Here is a 16,765-nt window from a genome sequence, read left to right as displayed (position 1 = left end):
ATTCCCCTGTGACTGAGAATAAATGATGAAATTATCTGCCCTTGCTATTGCCACCGCCCTGTTCAGCGGCGCGGTCTTCGCGGCGCCGCTGACGCTGCAGACTTACAACCCTCAGGAGAAAGGTATTTTTGCCGTCAACTCCACCCTCGTTTCCGGCCCGCATGAAGCGGTGCTGTTTGACGCCCAGTTCAGCGTCAAAGACGGCGAAAAGCTGGTGGACATGATCAAGAAAAACGGCAAACCGCTGTCGCGGATTGTGATCACCTCCGGCGATCCTGACTTCTACTTTGGCCTTGAGCCGCTGGTGAAAGCCTTCCCGCAGGCGGAAGTGGTCGCCACGCCGGAAGTGGTTAAACATATTGAAGCCACCAAAGCGGCAAAGCTGGCGTACTGGGGCCCGCAGATGAAAGACGGCGCGCCGACGCAGGTATACGTCCCGCAGGCGCTGAAAGCCAACAGCTTTACCATCGATGGCGAAACAGTGACGATTATGCAGCCGCATGACTACGCGGCGTTCGTTTGGATCCGGGCGAACAAAACGATCCTCGGCGGCACCGGCGTGGCGTGGGGCATGCATCTCTGGACCGCCGACACCCAGACGCCGGCCAGTCGCCAGCAGTGGCGCACTACGCTGGAGCAGATGATTGCCCTGCACCCGCAGCAGGTGATCCCGGGGCATTACCTCGGCACGCCGCCGGAGGGTGACCGCGCGGTGCGCTTTACAAAAACCTACCTCCAGCAGTTTGAGCAGGCGCTGAAGACACATAAGGATTCCGCCGGGGTGATCAAGGCCATGGAGACGCAGTGGCCGGGGCTGGCGGAAACCAGCTCGCTGGAGCTTAGCGCCAAAGTTAACACCGGCGAGATGAAGTGGTAATGCCGGCGCTGCGCGAGGGAGACTGTTCTTAATCTGGCGCGCTAAGGTTGCTATTGCCCTGAAAATGGACCACCCTACCTGAGGCCGCATAAAAAACGTGCGGCCAACTTTGGGTTACATTTCATCCGGTCATCACCGGGTTTGCCCTTGAAACCAGAACAGGATAAAGGAGTCAGAATGAAATCGAACCATCAGGCACGTCATCTTCTCGGTCTGAACTACAAGCTTTCCCAGCAGAAAAAAGTGGTGCTGGAAGGCGATGAAGAAACCACCCTCAACCATATCCATGCTACCGGCCGCAAACGCCGCGGTGGTTAATTTTCAGCCTGAGTGATGATAAACAACACCGTCCTGTTGCCAGGATGGTGTTTTTTTATGGCAATTGACGGCTTGTTTACCCGCTTGAAGACCTTCTGCTCTATACTCTGCCCGCTGCTTTTCCACCCGCCCTTCGCTTATCGCCGCGCCGGGACTGTGGACACGATCAAGGAGTTAGTGCGATGCAATTTACCCATAAGAAAAACCGTTCCCTGTACATCCCCTACGCGGGCCCCGTTCTGCTTGAATTCCCTCTGCTCAACAAGGGCAGCGCCTTCAGTATGGAAGAGCGCAGCAGTTTCAACCTGCTTGGCCTGCTGCCGGAAGTGGTTGAAACCATCGAAGAGCAAGCGGAACGCGCCTGGATCCAGTATCAGGGATTCAAAACAGAAATCGACAAACACATTTACCTGCGTAATATCCAGGACACCAACGAGACCCTTTTCTATCGCCTGATTGGCAACCATCTCGAAGAGATGATGCCGGTTATCTATACCCCGACGGTGGGCGCCGCCTGCGAACGTTTCTCCGAGATTTACCGTCGCGCCCGCGGCGTCTTTATCTCCTACCAGAATCGCCATAACCTTGACGACATTCTGCAAAACGTCCCGAACCATAATGTCAAAGTGATTGTGGTGACCGATGGCGAGCGTATCCTCGGCCTCGGCGACCAGGGGATCGGCGGGATGGGGATCCCGATCGGTAAACTGTCGCTGTACACCACCTGCGGCGGCATCAGCCCGGCTTACACCCTGCCCATCGTGCTGGACGTAGGGACAAACAACCAGCAGCTGCTGGACGATCCGCTGTATATGGGCTGGCGTCATCCGCGTATTACCGACGACGAGTACTATCAGTTCGTTGACGACGTGATCCAGGCGATTAAAGCCCGCTGGCCGGACGTGCTGCTGCAGTTTGAAGACTTTGCGCAGAAGAACGCCATGCCGCTGCTCAACCGCTACCGCAATGAGATCTGCTCCTTTAACGACGATATTCAGGGCACCGCGGCGGTCACCGTCGGGACGCTGATCGCCGCCAGCCGCGGCGCCGGCAGCCAGCTGAGCGAACAGAAAATCGTCTTCCTCGGGGCGGGCTCCGCCGGCTGCGGCATCGCCGAGCAAATTATCGCCCAGATCGTCCGCGAAGGACTCAGTGAAGAAGAGGCCCGCCAGCGCGTATTTATGGTTGACCGCTTCGGCCTGTTAACCGACGGCATGCCTAATCTGCTGCCGTTCCAGAACAAGCTGGTGCAGAAGCGTGAACATCTGCAGGGCTGGGATACCACTAACGATGTCCTGTCCCTGCTGGACGTGGTGCGCAACGTGAAACCGAACATCCTGATCGGCGTTTCGGGTCAGCCGGGGCTGTTCACGGAAGAGATTATCCGCGAGATGCACAAGCATTGCCCGCGGCCGATCGTGATGCCGCTCTCCAACCCAACGTCACGGGTGGAAGCCACGCCGCAGAATATCCTGAGCTGGACCGACGGCGAGGCGCTGGTCGCCACCGGCAGTCCGTTTGCCCCGGTCACCGTGAAAGGCAAACAGTATCCCATCGCCCAGTGCAACAACTCCTATATCTTCCCGGGCATTGGTCTGGGGGTGATCGCCTCCGGCGCGTCGCGGGTCACCGACGAGATGCTGATGGCCGCCAGCGAAACCCTGGCGAAACACTCGCCGCTGGTGAACAACGGCGAAGGTCCGGTTCTGCCGGAGTTGAAGGATATCCAGACCGTCTCGCGGGCGATTGCCTTCGCGGTCGGTAAGGTGGCTCAGGAGCAGGGCGTGGCGGTGAAAACGTCCGCGGAAGCGCTGCTGCAGTCCATCAGCGATAATTTCTGGCTGCCGGAATATCGTAATTACCGCCGCACCTCAATTTAATCGCGCTCACCGGGCCGCACGATCGGCCCGGTTATTAATAGCGTCCGGATAATATTTCCCGCCACTGAAACGCCTTTTTCGCCCATATTCATTTATCGTAAAAATAGAAACCAGATAGCATTTGCCGCGCGCCTTGTGCCACGCAAAATCATGGCCTCTGCCCCCTAGCAGACAATCCGCAGGCAGAAACTGCAGTCGCGCGTGGCGGGACAATCGATATCCGACGCTTCTCCACACCCTGCCAGTTTTGTCACTGGCGCGCTTTTCCTTTCCCCACTACACTGCCATCACCCATTCACTTACTGAATATAAAAGGAGGCCCCCCCATGCTGTATTGTGAAATGTTTATTGTTTCACATGCCTTAGGCAATGGCGCCAGCTCAAGCGTTATCGGTATCGTGCTGCGATAACTTTGGCTTGAGCGAAGACCCTTCACAGAATCCCTTCTCTCCGGCTTACCGGGTTATCGTCAGCGAGTTTTGACGAGGCATTCGCATGCCTGTAACTCTTGAGTAAGTTGACTATGAGTACATTACTAACTGCCCATGCGCTCCACGTGGAGAGTGCCTTTGGGCCGCTGTTTAATACCCTCTCCTTCACCCTGAAGAAAGGCGACCGTATCGGTCTCATCGGCCATAACGGTTGCGGCAAAAGCACCCTGCTGCAGGTGCTGGACGGCACCCTCGCGCCCACCTCGGGCAGCGTCTCACTCGCCGGTCAGTGTCTGATGGCCCGCGTTGAACAGCATCTGCCGGAGGCGCTGCGTTCGCAGTCGCTGCTGCAGGCGGTGCTGGACCTGTTACCCGCCGACGCGCGGGAAGCACAGCGCTGGCTGGCCGAACGCCTGCTGGCGCAGATGGGCTTCACGCCGGCGGTGATGGAGCAGCAAACCAGCACCCTGAGCGGCGGACAGCATACACGCCTGCTGCTGGCCCGGGCGCTGATCCGCCAGCCTGACCTGCTGCTGCTGGATGAGCCCGGCAACCATCTCGATCTGCCCACCCTGCTGTGGCTGGAAAGCTTCTTGCAGAACTGGCAGGGGAGCTTCGTGCTGGTGTCACACGACAACGCTTTACTGGATGCTGTAACTAATGCCAGCTGGATCCTCCGCGACCAGACGCTGCACAGCTTCGCCTTGCCCTGCAGCGCTGCCCGTCAGGCACTGCAGGAGCAGGATGAGAGCGCCGCGTTACGTCATAAGGCGGAGCAAAAAGAGATCGACCGGGTCAGCGCCAGCGCCCGGCGGCTGGCCACCTGGGGGCGGGTGTATGACAACGAAGATCTCGCCCGCAAAGCCAAACAGATGGAGAAGCAGGTCGCCCGCCTGAAAGACGAGCAGACCGAGCTCAGCATCGGCCCGCCGTGGCACCTGGTGTTGCAGGGGGACGCCCTGCCGGCGGACCGCCTGCTGGAGATGGACAGGCTGCCGGTGGCTCCCGCGCCGGGACTGCCGGCCCTGTTCACCACCGGCGTGGCGCGACTGCGCAGCGGCGATCGCGTGGCCATCATGGGCCGCAACGGCGGCGGTAAATCGTCCTTGCTGCGCCTGCTGTGGCAGCAGATGAACGACGCATCGCCGCTTCCGGGGCTGCGTCTGCACCCCCGGCTTCACCCCGGGTACTACGACCAGACCCTGGCGCAGTTGCCGGACGAGGCCAGCCTGCTCGACGCCCTGATGCCGTTCGCCCCGTCGGCGGACACCCGTAAACGGGCGCTGATCGCCGCCGGGTTTGGCTGGGCGAGGCATGGACAGAAGGTCTGCACCCTCAGCGGCGGCGAGCGGTCGCGGCTGCTGTTCGTCGGCCTGTCGCTGGCGCGCTACAGCCTGCTGCTGCTGGATGAACCCACCAACCATCTGGATATGGAGGGCAAAGCGGCGCTGGCGCAGACGCTCCGCGACTATCCCGGCGGCGTGCTGCTGGTCAGTCATGACCGCCAGCTTATTAGCGAAAGCTGTAACCGCTTCTGGCTGATCGACAGCGCCGGGTTAACGGAGTGGCACAGTCTGGAGGAGGTCTATGCCCGTCTGCAGGCGCAGACCCCCACCCTGACGGCGGCCTCCTCATCCCAGGAGCCGTCACTCGCGGCTGATGATGAAGAGGCGCTGCTGACGCGCCTGATAGCCCTGGAGCAATGGCTGGCGGACGATATGGCCCGTAAGCCGAAACATCAAAAGCCCTCGCTGCAGACCCAGTGGCGAGAGGAGATCGCCCGGCTGCTTAACCAGCTGGCGTAATCTTCGCGCTCCCCGCCGGCTAAGGCACCACGCCCTTAACCGGCGTTTCCTGGCCGGGTAAACTGCTGCTCGGTCATCATCTTTCCCCACTGGTCCCCCTGCCATTCGCGGGTTAACGTGAAGCCAAAGGACTCATACAGTTTGCGGGCCGCGTCCAGACCTTTAAACGTCCACAGCTGAACGGCGCTGAACTGACGACTGTCGCAGAAAGCCATCGCCTCACTGAGCAGCCGCCTGCCAATGCCGGTTCCCCGGCAGCTGTCATCGAGAATGAACCATCGCAGATGCGCCTGCTGCTGGCCGAGATCCTCGCCATCGATCGCCACCGAACCGACAATCTTCCCCTCGCGCATCGCCAGCCAGATCTGGTTGACCGGCGAGGAGAGCCGGGTGGCGAATTCCGCGACGCCGCCGGCAACCTTGCCTTCAAAAAAAGCCCCGAAATCATGGTGCCGGCCGTAATACTCCCCGTGCATCTGGGCTATCCGGCCGATCGCCCCCGGCTGATAGCCGGTCACCAGCGAAATTTGCGGCGTCGTTTCCGCAAGCGCAGCATCCCGACACTGCGCCAGCGCCTGAGCATAGGCCGCCAGTCCGCTGGCGACGGTCCGCTGCTGCGTCTCATCGAGATGCGCTAACGCCTCCACCACCCGGCGGGTACCGTAGGCGTTAATCGTTGCCACCGTGTCGTGCCCTTTCGCGGTCAGCGCCAGCGATTTAGACCGCGCGTCCTCCGCGCAGGGGCGCTCCTCCAGCTCTCCGGCGGCCAGCAGACGGGCGACCATCCGGCTGACGCTCGATTTTTCCAGCCCGAGCAATGTGACCAGCTGCGCGGCGGTTATCGTCCCCCTGACCGACACCTCCAGCAGGGTATGCACCGCCGAGGGTGAATAGTGGGTGGCGGCCAGCGTGGTGTTCATAAAACCCAGCTCGCGCACCATTAACCGCGAGGCAGTACGAATTTGTTGGATTAAAGGCGTGTCAGACATCGTGAGGCGTCCAGTGAAGTAGATAGTTGTATAATACAACCATTTACTTCAGGCCGCGTCAAGAGGATAAACTATCCAGCATGGCAAGGTAGCGTATCGGATGATGGCGTGCCGCGGGCGCCGGACTGCGCCCGCGATAAGTATTATTGCGGGTTCTTCGCCTTCCAGGCCTCCCAGGCCGATTTGATCTCCTGCTTCGCGGCGGCGGCATCATTAAAACCGGCCAGCTCGACCTTTTTCCGCCCCTCTGGTAGTTCTTTGTAGACCCGGAAGAAGGCCTCCAGCCGCTGCTGCTCGATTTTCGGCAGATCGGTGATGGTCTGAATGTCGTCATAGGTCGGATCAATTTTACTGGCCGGGACGGCGATGATTTTGTCGTCTTTCTCACCGCCGTCTATCATCTTAAGGACGCCGATCGGCCGCAGCTTAATCAGCGTGCCCGGGGCCATCGGCGAGCGGGTGTAAAACACCACGTCCAGCGGGTCGCCATCCCCGGCCAGCGACTGGGTTAATGAACCGTAGTTCGCCGGGTAAGCCACCGGCATCGACTGAAAGCGGTCGGCGACGATAAACCCCGTTTTAGCGTCGGTTTCATACTTAATGATCCCGCCTGCCGGGATCTCGGTGACTGCGTAAAACTCTTCCGGATTGTTTTCCGGCTGTGGGAATTCCAGCACATTGTGAGCCTGCGCGGCGGCGGAAAAAAGCAGACCGGCGGTGAGGAGCGTTTTGACCAGATGCATTGTTGTATCACTCTGTTGTTATAAGAAATTGATGCGCAAAACAATAGAGTTGGGTGATGAAGAAAACATGACCATTCCGTGACACTATTATTACCTACCAAAATTAGAGGTATTGTCTGAATTTTGTGCTACGGCTGTAGCAAAAAACCACATCCTGTACTAAAGCGCCTTGTTTTTTTCTCCATAGCGTCTAATCCTTATTGGGTAATATTGCATTAATAAAATTAATCAATCCGCTCTCAAGGAGACAGGCATGAAGGCAGCTGTTGTTACTCACGACCATCAGGTTAACGTTACGGAAAAAACGCTGCGCCCGCTGGAATACGGCGAAGCGCTGTTGAAAATGGAATGCTGCGGCGTGTGTCATACTGACCTGCACGTGAAAAACGGCGATTTTGGCGATAAAACCGGCGTTATTCTCGGTCATGAAGGGATCGGGGTAGTACAAAAAGTCGGCCCTGGCGTCACCTCCCTGAAGCCGGGCGATCGCGCCAGCGTGGCGTGGTTCTTCGAAGGCTGTGGCCACTGCGATTACTGTAACAGCGGCAACGAGACGCTGTGCCGCTCGGTGAAAAACGCTGGCTATACCGTCGACGGCGGCATGGCGGAAGAGTGCATCGTCACCGCCAACTACGCGGTTAAAGTCCCGGACGGCCTCGACTCCGCCGCCGCCAGCAGCATTACCTGCGCTGGGGTCACCACCTACAAAGCCGTTAAGGTCTCCCACATCAAGCCGGGCCAGTGGATCGCTATCTACGGCCTCGGCGGGCTGGGCAACCTGGCGCTGCAGTATGCCAAGAATGTCTTTAACGCCAAAGTGATCGCTATCGACGTCAACGACGGCCAGCTGGAGCTGGCGGCGTCGATGGGCGCTGATCTGACCATCAACTCGCGCAATGAAGATGCGGCGAAAGTGATTCAGGAAAAAACCGGCGGCGCCCACGCTGCGGTGGTGACCGCGGTGGCCAAAGCGGCCTTTAACTCGGCGGTGGATGCCGTTCGCGCCGGCGGCCGCGTGGTGGCGGTAGGCCTGCCGCCAGAGGCGATGAGCCTCGATATTCCACGTCTGGTACTCGACGGTATCGAGGTGGTCGGCTCGCTGGTCGGCACTCGTCAGGATCTGGTGGAAGCGTTCCAGTTCGCCGCCGAAGGCAAAGTGGTGCCGAAAGTCACCCTGCGTCCGCTGGAAGATATCAATGCCATCTTCAAAGAGATGGAACAAGGTCAGATCCGCGGCCGTATGGTTATCGATCTGCGTAGCTAATCGCCAGCGCCTCTCCCGCCCGGGCGAGGCGCTTCTCCTTTCGCGCTTCCCCTCGCTTCCCGCCGCGTAAAGTAAATGCAATTTCCGCAAATGCTTAGCGCAATTCCTTGGTTCCTTTGTTTTTAGCCGCGCCCGATGATGGCAACACAATAGATAACAAAGGAATTCACCATGCATCGTCATTTTCGCCTGCCCGCGCTGGCCGCGCTGTTTCTCTCCGGCGCCTTTTCCGTCTGGGCCGCCGACACGCCGGTTAAAGGCGGTACCTTGATTTATCTGGAGCAGCAACCGCACACCAATCTCTATCCACCCGCCGGCGGCTTTTATCCCAATGGCGGCATACTCAATCAGATCACCGACAAGCTGACCTGGCAGAACCCGAAAACGCTGGAGATTGAGCCGTGGATCGCCGAAAGCTGGACCAGCAATGCCGATAAAACCGAGTACACTTTCCACCTGCGAAAAGGGGTCACCTTCTCGGATGGCACGCCGCTGGACGCCGCCGCGGTCGCCAAAAACTTCGACACCTATGGGCTGGGGGATAAAGCCCATCGCCTGCCCGTCTCGGAGGTAATCAATAACTACCAGCGCAGCGAAGTGATCGACCCGCTGACGGTGAAATTCTACTTCAACAAGCCGTCGCCGGGCTTCCTGCAGGGGACCGCCACCATCGGCTCCGGCCTGGTCTCCCTCAGCACCCTGCAGCGCAATTTCGAGGAGCTGGGCGATGCCCGGCACATCATCGGCTCCGGTCCCTTCGTGGTGCAGGATGAAAAACCGGGCCGCGAGCTGACGCTGGTGGCGCGCAAGGATTATCAGTGGGGGCCGAAAAACATCGCCCAGCAGGGCCCCGCTAACCTCGACGGCATCACCTATATTGTCACCCCGGAAGACAGCGTGCGCATCGGCGCGCTGCTGGCGGGCCAGGCGGGCTTTATTCGCCAGGTGCAGGCCTACGATGAAAAGCAGGCGACCGATCAGGGATTTACGGTCTACGCCGCGCCTACCCGCGGGGTCAACGACAGCCTCAGCTTCCGCCCGGATAACCCACTGGTCGCCGACCTGCGGGTGCGCCAGGCCCTGCTCCATGCCACCAACGCCCGGCAGGTGGTGGAGACGCTGTTCTCCGCTAACTACCCGCAAGCCACCTCCGTGCTAGCCAGCTCCGCCGCCGGCTATGTCAATCTGAGCGATAAGCTCACCTTCGACCAGGCCAAAGCCCGGCAGTTGCTGGATGAGGCCGGCTGGAAACCCGCCGCCGAAGGCATTCGCAGCAAAGACGGGCAGCGGCTGGCGCTGACGGTCTATGAGTCGCTCCCGCAGCCGCAGAATAAAGAAGTGCTGCAGCTGATCGCCCAGCAATGGCGCCAGGTGGGGGTAGCGTTAACGGTCAAAGCCGGGGACGCCGGCAGCCGGACGCTCGACAACCTCGACCCGCAGAAAACCCCGCTCACCGTCTCGGAAGTGGGCCGCGCCGATCCGGATGTAGTAAAAAGCATGTTCTTTCCTAACAACCGTGACGCGCTGCTGCAGAAAGGCGGCTCCAGCGATAAAGTGCAGCACTTTCGCGATGATAAGCTGAACGACCTGCTGACCGGCATCTCCGCGGCGGTGGAGCCGCAGCAGCGCCTGCAGTTAACCGGCGATGCCCAGCGCTATCTGATCGATAACGCCTATGTGATCCCCATTTTCGAAGAGCCGCAGGTGTTCGCCGGCGCGCCGTGGGTGAAAGGCGTCAGCTTCGAAGCCGTCGGGCGTCCGTCGTTCTACGGCGCCTGGCTGGATAAACACTAAGAGGCCGGATATGAGCGCTTATCTTCTGCGACGGTTCGGCCAGGGGCTGCTGGTCCTGTGGGCGGCGTTTACCCTCACCTTTTTCCTGCTGCAGGTGCTGCCGGGGGATGCGGTGCTGATCAAGTTTCAGAACCCGGACCTCGGTCTGAGCCCGGCGCAAATCGCCGACATGCGGCTGGCCTACGGCGCCGACAGCCCGCTGTGGCGCCAGTACCTGCACACGCTGCTGGCGATGCTGCACGGCGACTTTGGCTATTCCCTGCAGGCGGGTCTGGCGGTCAGTAGCCTGATTGCCAGCAACCTGCCGGATACCTTAAGCCTCGCCCTGCCGGCGTTCCTGCTGGCCGTGATCCTGGCGTTTGCCCTCGCTTTCGCCTCACATCTGCCGGGGTTGCGCTGGCTCAGCAACCTCCTGCAGTCGCTGCCGGTGCTGTTTATCTCGTTGCCCACCTTCTGGCTGGGTATCGCCCTGATCCAACTCTTTTCGTTTCAGCTGCGCTGGATCCCGGTGATCAACCCCGGTCCGCTGGAGGGGCTGATTTTACCGGTTATCGCCGTCGCGCTGCCCATCTCCGCCCCGCTGGCGCAGATCCTGATGCGCAGCATGGATCAGGTGGCGGTTCAGCCCTTCGTCGCGGTCGCCCGCGCCAAGGGAATGAGCGAGACCGGCGTCCTCTGGCGCCATGTGATGGGTAACGCCCTGCTGCCGGCGCTGAATATAGCCGGGCTGCTGCTGGGCGAGCTGATTGCCGGGGCGCTGATCACCGAGACCGTCTTCGGCCGCAGCGGCCTCGGCCAGCTGACCCAGCAGGCGGTGAATAACCAGGATATCGCCGTACTGCAGGCGGTGGTGATGATTTCGGCTCTCGGTTTCGTCCTGATCAACCTGCTGGTCGACCTGGTCATGCCGCGGCTGGATCCCCGACTCCAATTACAGACCGGAGGTGCGAAATGAGCCTGGTCGACTATGCCATCGCGGTTCGCCGCCGCCCGGAGTGGCGCAAAGTGCGTCTGCAGCCAGGCCTGTGGCTGGCGTGGGCGGTAATGATCACCGCCCTGTTAATGGCCCTTGCCCCACAGTGGTTTACCTCCGCTAACCCGCTGGAAGGGATCCCCGGCGCTCAGCGCCTGGCGCCGCAGGCGCACTACTGGCTGGGTACCGACCAGCTGGGCCGCGACCTGTGGACGCGGGTGGTTTACGGCGCGGTACATTCTCTGTCGGCGGCGCTGATCGCCGTCGCCATCGGTCTGGTGGTGGGCACCGCCCTTGGCACCCTCGCCGGGGCGCTGGCCGGCCGCGTGGAATCAACCATCATGCGCCTGGTGGATGTCCTGCTGGCTATCCCTTCCCTGCTGCTGCAGCTGACGGTAATCATTCTGCTGGGTTTTGGCACGGTGAATGCGGCGGTGGCGGTCGGCGTGGCGGCCATCGCCAGCTTCGCGCGCCTGGCGCGGGCGGAGGTGGTGCGCGTGCGCCACAGTGATTACGTCGAGGCGGCCCGGGGCAGCGGCGGCACCTTTCTCGCCATCTTCTGGCGTCATATCCTGCCCAACTCGCTCACCGCGGTACTCGCCTTCGCCACGCTGCAGTTTGGTCAGGCGATGCTGGCGCTGGCCACCCTCAGCTTCCTTGGCTACGGCACCCCGCCGCCGGTCCCGGAGTGGGGATTACTGATCGCCGAAGGTCGTAATTACCTGTCGACCGCCTGGTGGCTGACCACCTTCCCCGGCCTCGCCGTGGTCGCGGTGGTCCTGGCCGCCAATCGTCTTAGCCGCCAGTGGAGTGGAGTACGCCCATGAACGTTCTCTCTGTTGAAGATCTGCGCATCAGCTACCGGTCGCGGGGCGAATGGCGCGAAGTGGTGCATAACGTCAGTTTTTCCATTCAGCGCGGCGAAATGCTGGCCTTCGTCGGTGAATCCGGCTCGGGGAAAACCACGACCGCGCAGGCCATTATCGGCCTGCTGGCGGATAACGCCCGCCGCGACGCCGGGCGGATTATCCTCAATGGCGAAGTGATCAGCGACTGGTCGGCAAAACGCCTGAACCGCCTGCGCGGGGTGAGCATCAGTCTGGTGCCGCAGGACCCCGGCAATTCGCTTAATCCGGTAAAAACCATTGGTCAGCAAGTGGAAGAGATCCTGCGGCTGCATCAGTCCCTTTCCGCCGCCGAACGCCGGCAGCAGGTTCTCAACCTGCTCGCTAAAGTCGGGCTCAACCACCCGGAACAGCGTTTTGACCAGTACCCGCATCAGCTGTCGGGCGGGATGAAACAGCGGGTGCTGATCGCCATCGCCATCGCCCTGCAGCCGGATCTGATTATTGCCGACGAGCCCACCAGCGCCCTCGACGTTACGGTGCAAAAGCGCATTCTCGATCTGCTCGACATCCTGCGGCGCGAGTCGGGAACCGCCGTGCTGTTTGTCACTCACGATCTGGCGCTGGCCGCCGAACGCGCCGACCGGATCATGGTGTTTCGCCAGGGCGAGATTCAGGAACAGGGCGCCACCGAGGCGATTATCCGGCGTCCTCAGCACCCTTACACCCGCCAGTTGCTCCACGATCTGCAGGACGCGCCGCTGAGGCTGACGGCGGATCGTCACCGTCCGCTGGCCACGCCGGCCATTCGCGTCGAAGGGATCAGCAAACGCTTCTCGCTGGGCAAACAGCCCCTGCAGGCGCTCGACAGCGTCAGCTTTGAGGTCAGACGCGGCAGCACCCATGCGCTGGTGGGCGAATCCGGCTCCGGGAAAACCACCCTGGCGCGGATCCTGCTGGGCTTCGAGCGCGCCGACGCCGGACAGGTGACCATCGACGGTATTGACGCCGGGCATCTCAGCCGCGAGGCGCAGCGTCAGCTGCGGCGCAAAATCCAGTTCGTCTACCAGAACCCCTTCGCTTCGCTCGACCCGCGCCAGACGCTGTTTGCGATTATCGAAGAGCCGTTAAAAAACTTTGAGCGCCTCAGCGCGGCGACGCGTCGCCAGCGTGTGGAGAGCGTCGCCGCCCGGGTGGCGCTGGCCCCGGAGCTACTGTCGCGGACGCCGCGGGAGCTTTCCGGCGGCCAGCGGCAGCGGGTGGCGATTGCCCGGGCACTGATCCTCGAGCCGGCGATACTGGTTCTTGACGAAGCGACTTCGGCGCTCGATGTCACCGTTCAGGCGCAGATCCTCGCCCTGCTGCAGCAGCTACAGCAGCAGCTTGGTCTGAGCTACCTGTTCATTACCCACGATCTGGCGACGGTGAGGCGGATTGCCGACAGCGTCACGGTGCTGTACGCCGGCCAGGTGGTGGAGCATGGCGACGTTGGGCGCCTGTTCGCCGCCCCGCAGCAGGCCTACACCCGCGAACTGATCGCCGCCATTCCCCAGGTTTCCCCACGCCTGGCTCAGGCCCACATGGAGAACGCATAATGCCTAAACGCCTCGGCTTTTTTACCCGTCTGCTCGATCAGGGCTCCGCACAAACGCGCTACCGGCTGGCGGCCGAACAGATCCGCCACGCGGAGCGCGTCGGCTTCGACAGCGCATGGATTGCCCAGCACCATTTTCATGAACAGGAAGGCGGCCTGCCTTCCCCGCTGGTGTTCCTCGCCCACGTGGCGGCGCAGACTGACCGCATTCGCCTCGGCACAGCGATTATCACGTTGCCCATGGAGAATCCGCTGCGCGTCGCCGAAGACGCGGCGGTGCTGGATTTACTCACCGACGGGCGTCTGGAGGTGGGATTTGGTTCCGGCGGCACGCCAACGTCGTTTCTGCCCTTCGGCCTGAGCAGCGAGCAGCGCGGGGCGGTGTTTGCCGACCATCTGCACCTGATCCACAGCGCCTGGCGCGGCGACACCCTCAGCCACCCGGACAACCGTCTCTACCCGCCCGCGCCGCAGCTGGCGGCGCGCATCTGGATCGCCACCTTCTCGGTGGAAGGCGCCATCCGCGCCGGTCAGGCGGGGCACGGGCTGATGCTGTCGCGCACGCAGCCCCGGCCGCCCGGTGAGCCACGCCTGCCGCTGGACGTCATTCAGAACCCGATCGTCGACGCCTATCTGGCGGCGCTGCCGGACGGCGTTGCGCCGCGGATCCTCGCTTCGCGCACCGCCTTCGTTGCCGACAGTCACGCCCACGCCCTGCAGGTCGCCGAACCCGGCCTGCGCAAGCAGGCGGCACAGCACCGGGCTGCGGGTCATCTGATAGAAGGTGACAGTGTCACTGACTATCTGCAACAGCTGGATGCCCACGTGGGCGATCCTGAGCATGTTGTTGCCTCCCTGGCGCAGGACAGCGTGCTGGCCCGCGCCACCGATGTTTCGTTCCAGGTGCACTCGGTGGAGCCTTCGCACCGGGATACGCTGCGTTCCATTGAGCTGATCGCTCAGCATATTGCCCCCCACATCAGATAAGGAGTCACCATGACGCTGAGTCAGGATATTCTGGCCGAACTGGCGGAGATCGCCGCCGGTTCCCCGCTCGACCAGGCGCGCGCAGTCCGCGATGCCGCTACCCGACATGCGCAGGGAAGTTATGAAGTGCTGTTCAGCCAGCAGGACGCCGACTTTCCCCTCGATGAACGCTTCGCGGTGGCGGCAAAGGTGGCGAAGCTCCATCAGGCGGACGCGCTGGCGGCGCACTATGCCGGCTTCGGCCTGGCCGATCCGACCACGGATCGTCTGGTTCCGGCGCTGGCCTTTGCCCGCCTGCTGACCTTCACCCCCGTCGAAGCGACACCCGGCGCGCTGCAGGCTCTGACAAACGCGGGCTGGAGCCTGCGGGGCATCGTCACCCTGGCGCAGCTGGTGGCCTTTGTCAGCTTCCAGAGCCGCCTGCTGCTGGGTCTGCGGGCGCTCAACCACCAGCCCATCGTCAGCGCCGATACGCCGGTGGTGGCCGGGTACTGGCACACCACCCCGCACGCGCAGAGCGGCAAAGCGGCCCCGGTGCGCTTCACCCGCGAGGAGCTGCACTGGGAACCCTGGCTGGCGGATAAAGCGCTGGCGGAATTTAGCGCTGAAGAACAGGCGATTCTGGCCAAATATGGCCATAGCGATTCGCCCTACTTCCGCCTGCTGGCGCGCAACCAGCCGGTGCTGGAGCAGCGGACGCTGACCGATAAAGGCATTTTCTATACCCCGGGGGGATTGCCGCGCGCCGAACGTGAACTGGCCGCCACGGTGGCCAGTAAAATCAACGGCTGTATTTACTGCGCCTCGGTGCATGCCCGCAAAGCGGCGCAGCTGGCGAAGGACGAGACCGCCGTCGACACGCTGCTGGCGGTGACGCCGGGAGAGGATCTGCGCGGTGGGCAGTCGCCGCGCTGGCAGGCGGAAATCGACGCCGCCGCCGCGCTATCGGTGACGCCGCCCGCGCTGAATGCCAGCCATCTGGCAGCGCTTGATGAACAGGGCTTAGATACTCTGGCCCAGCTGGATCTGCTGCAGTCAGCGGCCTTTTTCGCCTGGGCCAACCGGCTGATGCTGACGCTCGGCGAGCCCTGGCGTGAGTAAGCGTCGTTAGCAAGCCTGTCGGCGCTGATGGCGGCCGTAGATGAGCAAGGCGCTCATCGCCAGAAACGACAGCGTGGCGGCGGGGAGCGCCACGCTGTTCCAGCCGAAGCCCTGGGCAATCATCATTCCGCCGCAGAAGGCGCCGATGGCGCTCCCGAGGTTAAAGGCGATCTGCCCCCCTGCCGCCCCCAGCATCTCGCCGCCTTTGGCGTTCTGCAGCAACAGGATCTGCAGCGGCGCCGACAGGGCAAACAGCCCGGCACAGCAGAAAAACGCCAGCGTCAGCGAAGCGATTTTATGCTCCCCGAAGGCAAAGATCAGCAGCAGCGTCACAGCGATCGCCCCGTCGGTGATGGCCGCGATGCGCAGCGGACTGTAGCGCCCGGAAATTTTGCCGCTGAACAGGTTGCCGACCACCATCCCCAGCCCCGCCAGCATCATAATCAGCATCATCCGGCTTTCGGCAAAGCCGGAAACGTTGAGCATAAAGGGCTTGATATAGCTGAACCACGCGAACACCCCGGCGTTGCCGAACATGGTGGCGGCAAAAATCAGCCACGGCGCCGGGGAAGCGAGGAAACGGAACTGCTCGCGCAGCCGGGTGGTGGCCCGATCATACAGCGTAGGGACCCAGCAGAAGATGGCCATAAACACCGCGACGTTAAACACCGCGATGAGCGCGAAGGTATAGCGCCAGCTAAAATGATGCCCAAGCCAGGTGCCCCCGGGAACGCCCACCAGGTTAGCCACCGTCATGCCGCCGATCATCCCCGCCACCGCGGCGGTCACCCTCCCCGGCGGCGCGATTTTCGACAGGATGATCGCCCCCACGCCGAAGAAAGCCCCGTGGGGAAACCCGGAAACCAGCCGGCCAAGCGCCAGCATGGCGTAGCTGCTGGAGAAGGTAAACAGGGTATTGCCGAGAATGCACAGGGCGGCGAGAAACAGCATCACCGATTTCAACGAAAACCGACTGGAGAGCAACGCCATGATCGGCGCGCCGATCACCACGCCGAAGGCATACCAGGCAATCATATTGCCGGCGGCGGGGATTGAAATCCCGACATCGCGCGCCATGTCCGGCAGCACGCCCATAATGCCAAATTCCGCCATGCCGAGTCCGAAAGTGCCCAGCGCCAGTGAAAAAATCGTTTTTTTCATACA

The 16,765-nt window shown here is 61.8% G+C and carries 15 protein-coding genes; 11 read left to right on the top strand and 4 right to left on the bottom strand.

Annotation, left to right across the window (positions count from 1 at the left end; translation table 11 throughout):
- Positions 1-25 precede the first annotated feature (25 nt).
- Positions 26-877, top strand: a complete 852-nt coding sequence (locus ABLV52_RS06650) for a Vmh family MBL fold metallo-hydrolase (protein ID WP_032452993.1) — start codon at positions 26-28, stop codon at positions 875-877.
- A 177-nt stretch (positions 878-1,054) separates the two neighbouring features.
- A complete protein-coding gene (gene sra, locus ABLV52_RS06645) occupies positions 1,055-1,195 on the top strand; it encodes a stationary-phase-induced ribosome-associated protein (RefSeq protein WP_012541615.1) in 141 nt (46 codons plus the stop codon).
- Here the strand turns inward: sra and ABLV52_RS06640 are convergent.
- Complete coding sequence (locus ABLV52_RS06640; RefSeq protein ID WP_032425875.1) at positions 1,192-1,299, bottom strand: hypothetical protein; 108 nt, start codon at positions 1,297-1,299, stop codon at positions 1,192-1,194. The two genes, sra and ABLV52_RS06640, sit on opposite strands and share 4 nt — an antisense overlap.
- Before the next feature lie 78 nt (positions 1,300-1,377).
- Here ABLV52_RS06640 and ABLV52_RS06635 point away from each other — a divergent pair, with 78 nt between their 5' ends.
- Positions 1,378-3,075, top strand: a complete 1,698-nt coding sequence (locus ABLV52_RS06635; RefSeq protein ID WP_004202648.1) for an NAD-dependent malic enzyme — start codon at positions 1,378-1,380, stop codon at positions 3,073-3,075.
- Positions 3,076-3,598: 523 nt separating this feature from the next.
- Positions 3,599-5,311, top strand: a complete 1,713-nt coding sequence (locus ABLV52_RS06630) for an ABC-F family ATP-binding cassette domain-containing protein (protein WP_348890192.1) — start codon at positions 3,599-3,601, stop codon at positions 5,309-5,311.
- Between the two features lie 35 nt (positions 5,312-5,346).
- Here the strand turns inward: ABLV52_RS06630 and ABLV52_RS06625 are convergent, their stop codons facing one another.
- Entirely contained in the window at positions 5,347-6,300 is a 954-nt protein-coding gene (locus ABLV52_RS06625; protein ID WP_348890191.1) for a helix-turn-helix domain-containing GNAT family N-acetyltransferase, read from the bottom strand.
- Positions 6,301-6,443: 143 nt separating this feature from the next.
- Positions 6,444-7,043: an inorganic diphosphatase gene (locus tag ABLV52_RS06620; protein WP_348890190.1), complete on the bottom strand. Its 600-nt coding sequence runs from the start codon at positions 7,041-7,043 to the stop codon at positions 6,444-6,446.
- Between the two features lie 253 nt (positions 7,044-7,296).
- On the opposite strand from ABLV52_RS06620, the gene adhP reads away from it, so the two are divergent.
- The 7 genes from adhP (at position 7,297) to ABLV52_RS06585 (ending at position 15,601) form a co-directional block, all read left to right on the top strand.
- Positions 7,297-8,307: an alcohol dehydrogenase AdhP gene (gene adhP, locus ABLV52_RS06615; RefSeq protein WP_002906221.1), complete on the top strand. Its 1,011-nt coding sequence runs from the start codon at positions 7,297-7,299 to the stop codon at positions 8,305-8,307.
- A 171-nt stretch (positions 8,308-8,478) separates the two neighbouring features.
- The gene (locus ABLV52_RS06610) at positions 8,479-10,101 is read left to right on the top strand and encodes a TIGR04028 family ABC transporter substrate-binding protein (RefSeq protein ID WP_348890189.1); all 1,623 of its coding nucleotides are present in this window, start codon (positions 8,479-8,481) and stop codon (positions 10,099-10,101) included.
- Between the two features lie 10 nt (positions 10,102-10,111).
- Entirely contained in the window at positions 10,112-11,056 is a 945-nt protein-coding gene (locus ABLV52_RS06605; RefSeq protein WP_348890188.1) for an ABC transporter permease, read from the top strand.
- Positions 11,053-11,901: an ABC transporter permease gene (locus ABLV52_RS06600; RefSeq protein WP_023289837.1), complete on the top strand. Its 849-nt coding sequence runs from the start codon at positions 11,053-11,055 to the stop codon at positions 11,899-11,901. The genes ABLV52_RS06605 and ABLV52_RS06600 overlap by 4 nt, the downstream gene beginning before the upstream one ends.
- Positions 11,898-13,514 carry an ABC transporter ATP-binding protein gene (locus tag ABLV52_RS06595; RefSeq protein WP_348890187.1) on the top strand — a complete coding sequence of 539 codons (1,617 nt, stop codon included), beginning with the start codon at positions 11,898-11,900 and terminating at the stop codon, positions 13,512-13,514. The genes ABLV52_RS06600 and ABLV52_RS06595 overlap by 4 nt, the downstream gene beginning before the upstream one ends.
- On the top strand, positions 13,514-14,500 hold the full coding sequence (locus ABLV52_RS06590; RefSeq protein WP_348890186.1) for a putative FMN-dependent luciferase-like monooxygenase: 987 nt from the start codon (positions 13,514-13,516) through the stop codon (positions 14,498-14,500). The genes ABLV52_RS06595 and ABLV52_RS06590 overlap by 1 nt, the downstream gene beginning before the upstream one ends.
- 9 nt (positions 14,501-14,509) lie before the next feature.
- Positions 14,510-15,601 carry an alkylhydroperoxidase domain protein gene (locus tag ABLV52_RS06585; RefSeq protein ID WP_348890185.1) on the top strand — a complete coding sequence of 364 codons (1,092 nt, stop codon included), beginning with the start codon at positions 14,510-14,512 and terminating at the stop codon, positions 15,599-15,601.
- 6 nt (positions 15,602-15,607) lie between these two features.
- Here the strand turns inward: ABLV52_RS06585 and araJ are convergent, their stop codons facing one another.
- Positions 15,608-16,762 carry an MFS transporter AraJ gene (gene araJ, locus ABLV52_RS06580; protein ID WP_023289841.1) on the bottom strand — a complete coding sequence of 385 codons (1,155 nt, stop codon included), beginning with the start codon at positions 16,760-16,762 and terminating at the stop codon, positions 15,608-15,610.
- Between the last annotated feature and the right edge of the window lie 3 nt (positions 16,763-16,765).

The sequence above is a fragment of the Klebsiella sp. GB_Kp056 genome (assembly GCF_040064755.1).
Taxonomy (GTDB): domain Bacteria; phylum Pseudomonadota; class Gammaproteobacteria; order Enterobacterales; family Enterobacteriaceae; genus Klebsiella; species Klebsiella quasipneumoniae.
Note: the sequence above shows the minus strand (reverse complement) of the source record. Positions and strands in the feature narration are given on the sequence as shown.

Excerpts from the sequence above, each read along its gene's own strand:
- ABLV52_RS06630 (WP_348890192.1), top strand. The coding sequence starts at position 3,599 with ATGAGTACATTACTAACTGCCCATGCGCTCCACGTGGAGAGTGCCTTT.
- ABLV52_RS06610 (WP_348890189.1), top strand. The coding sequence starts at position 8,479 with ATGCATCGTCATTTTCGCCTGCCCGCGCTGGCCGCGCTGTTTCTCTCC.
- ABLV52_RS06590 (WP_348890186.1), top strand. The coding sequence starts at position 13,514 with ATGCCTAAACGCCTCGGCTTTTTTACCCGTCTGCTCGATCAGGGCTCC.
- araJ (WP_023289841.1), bottom strand. The coding sequence starts at position 16,762 with ATGAAAAAAACGATTTTTTCACTGGCGCTGGGCACTTTCGGACTCGGC.
- ABLV52_RS06650 (WP_032452993.1), top strand. The coding sequence starts at position 26 with ATGAAATTATCTGCCCTTGCTATTGCCACCGCCCTGTTCAGCGGCGCG.
- ABLV52_RS06595 (WP_348890187.1), top strand. The coding sequence starts at position 11,898 with ATGAACGTTCTCTCTGTTGAAGATCTGCGCATCAGCTACCGGTCGCGG.
- ABLV52_RS06620 (WP_348890190.1), bottom strand. The coding sequence starts at position 7,043 with ATGCATCTGGTCAAAACGCTCCTCACCGCCGGTCTGCTTTTTTCCGCC.
- ABLV52_RS06625 (WP_348890191.1), bottom strand. The coding sequence starts at position 6,300 with ATGTCTGACACGCCTTTAATCCAACAAATTCGTACTGCCTCGCGGTTA.
- adhP (WP_002906221.1), top strand. The coding sequence starts at position 7,297 with ATGAAGGCAGCTGTTGTTACTCACGACCATCAGGTTAACGTTACGGAA.
- sra (WP_012541615.1), top strand. The coding sequence starts at position 1,055 with ATGAAATCGAACCATCAGGCACGTCATCTTCTCGGTCTGAACTACAAG.
- ABLV52_RS06635 (WP_004202648.1), top strand. The coding sequence starts at position 1,378 with ATGCAATTTACCCATAAGAAAAACCGTTCCCTGTACATCCCCTACGCG.
- ABLV52_RS06600 (WP_023289837.1), top strand. The coding sequence starts at position 11,053 with ATGAGCCTGGTCGACTATGCCATCGCGGTTCGCCGCCGCCCGGAGTGG.
- ABLV52_RS06585 (WP_348890185.1), top strand. The coding sequence starts at position 14,510 with ATGACGCTGAGTCAGGATATTCTGGCCGAACTGGCGGAGATCGCCGCC.
- ABLV52_RS06605 (WP_348890188.1), top strand. The coding sequence starts at position 10,112 with ATGAGCGCTTATCTTCTGCGACGGTTCGGCCAGGGGCTGCTGGTCCTG.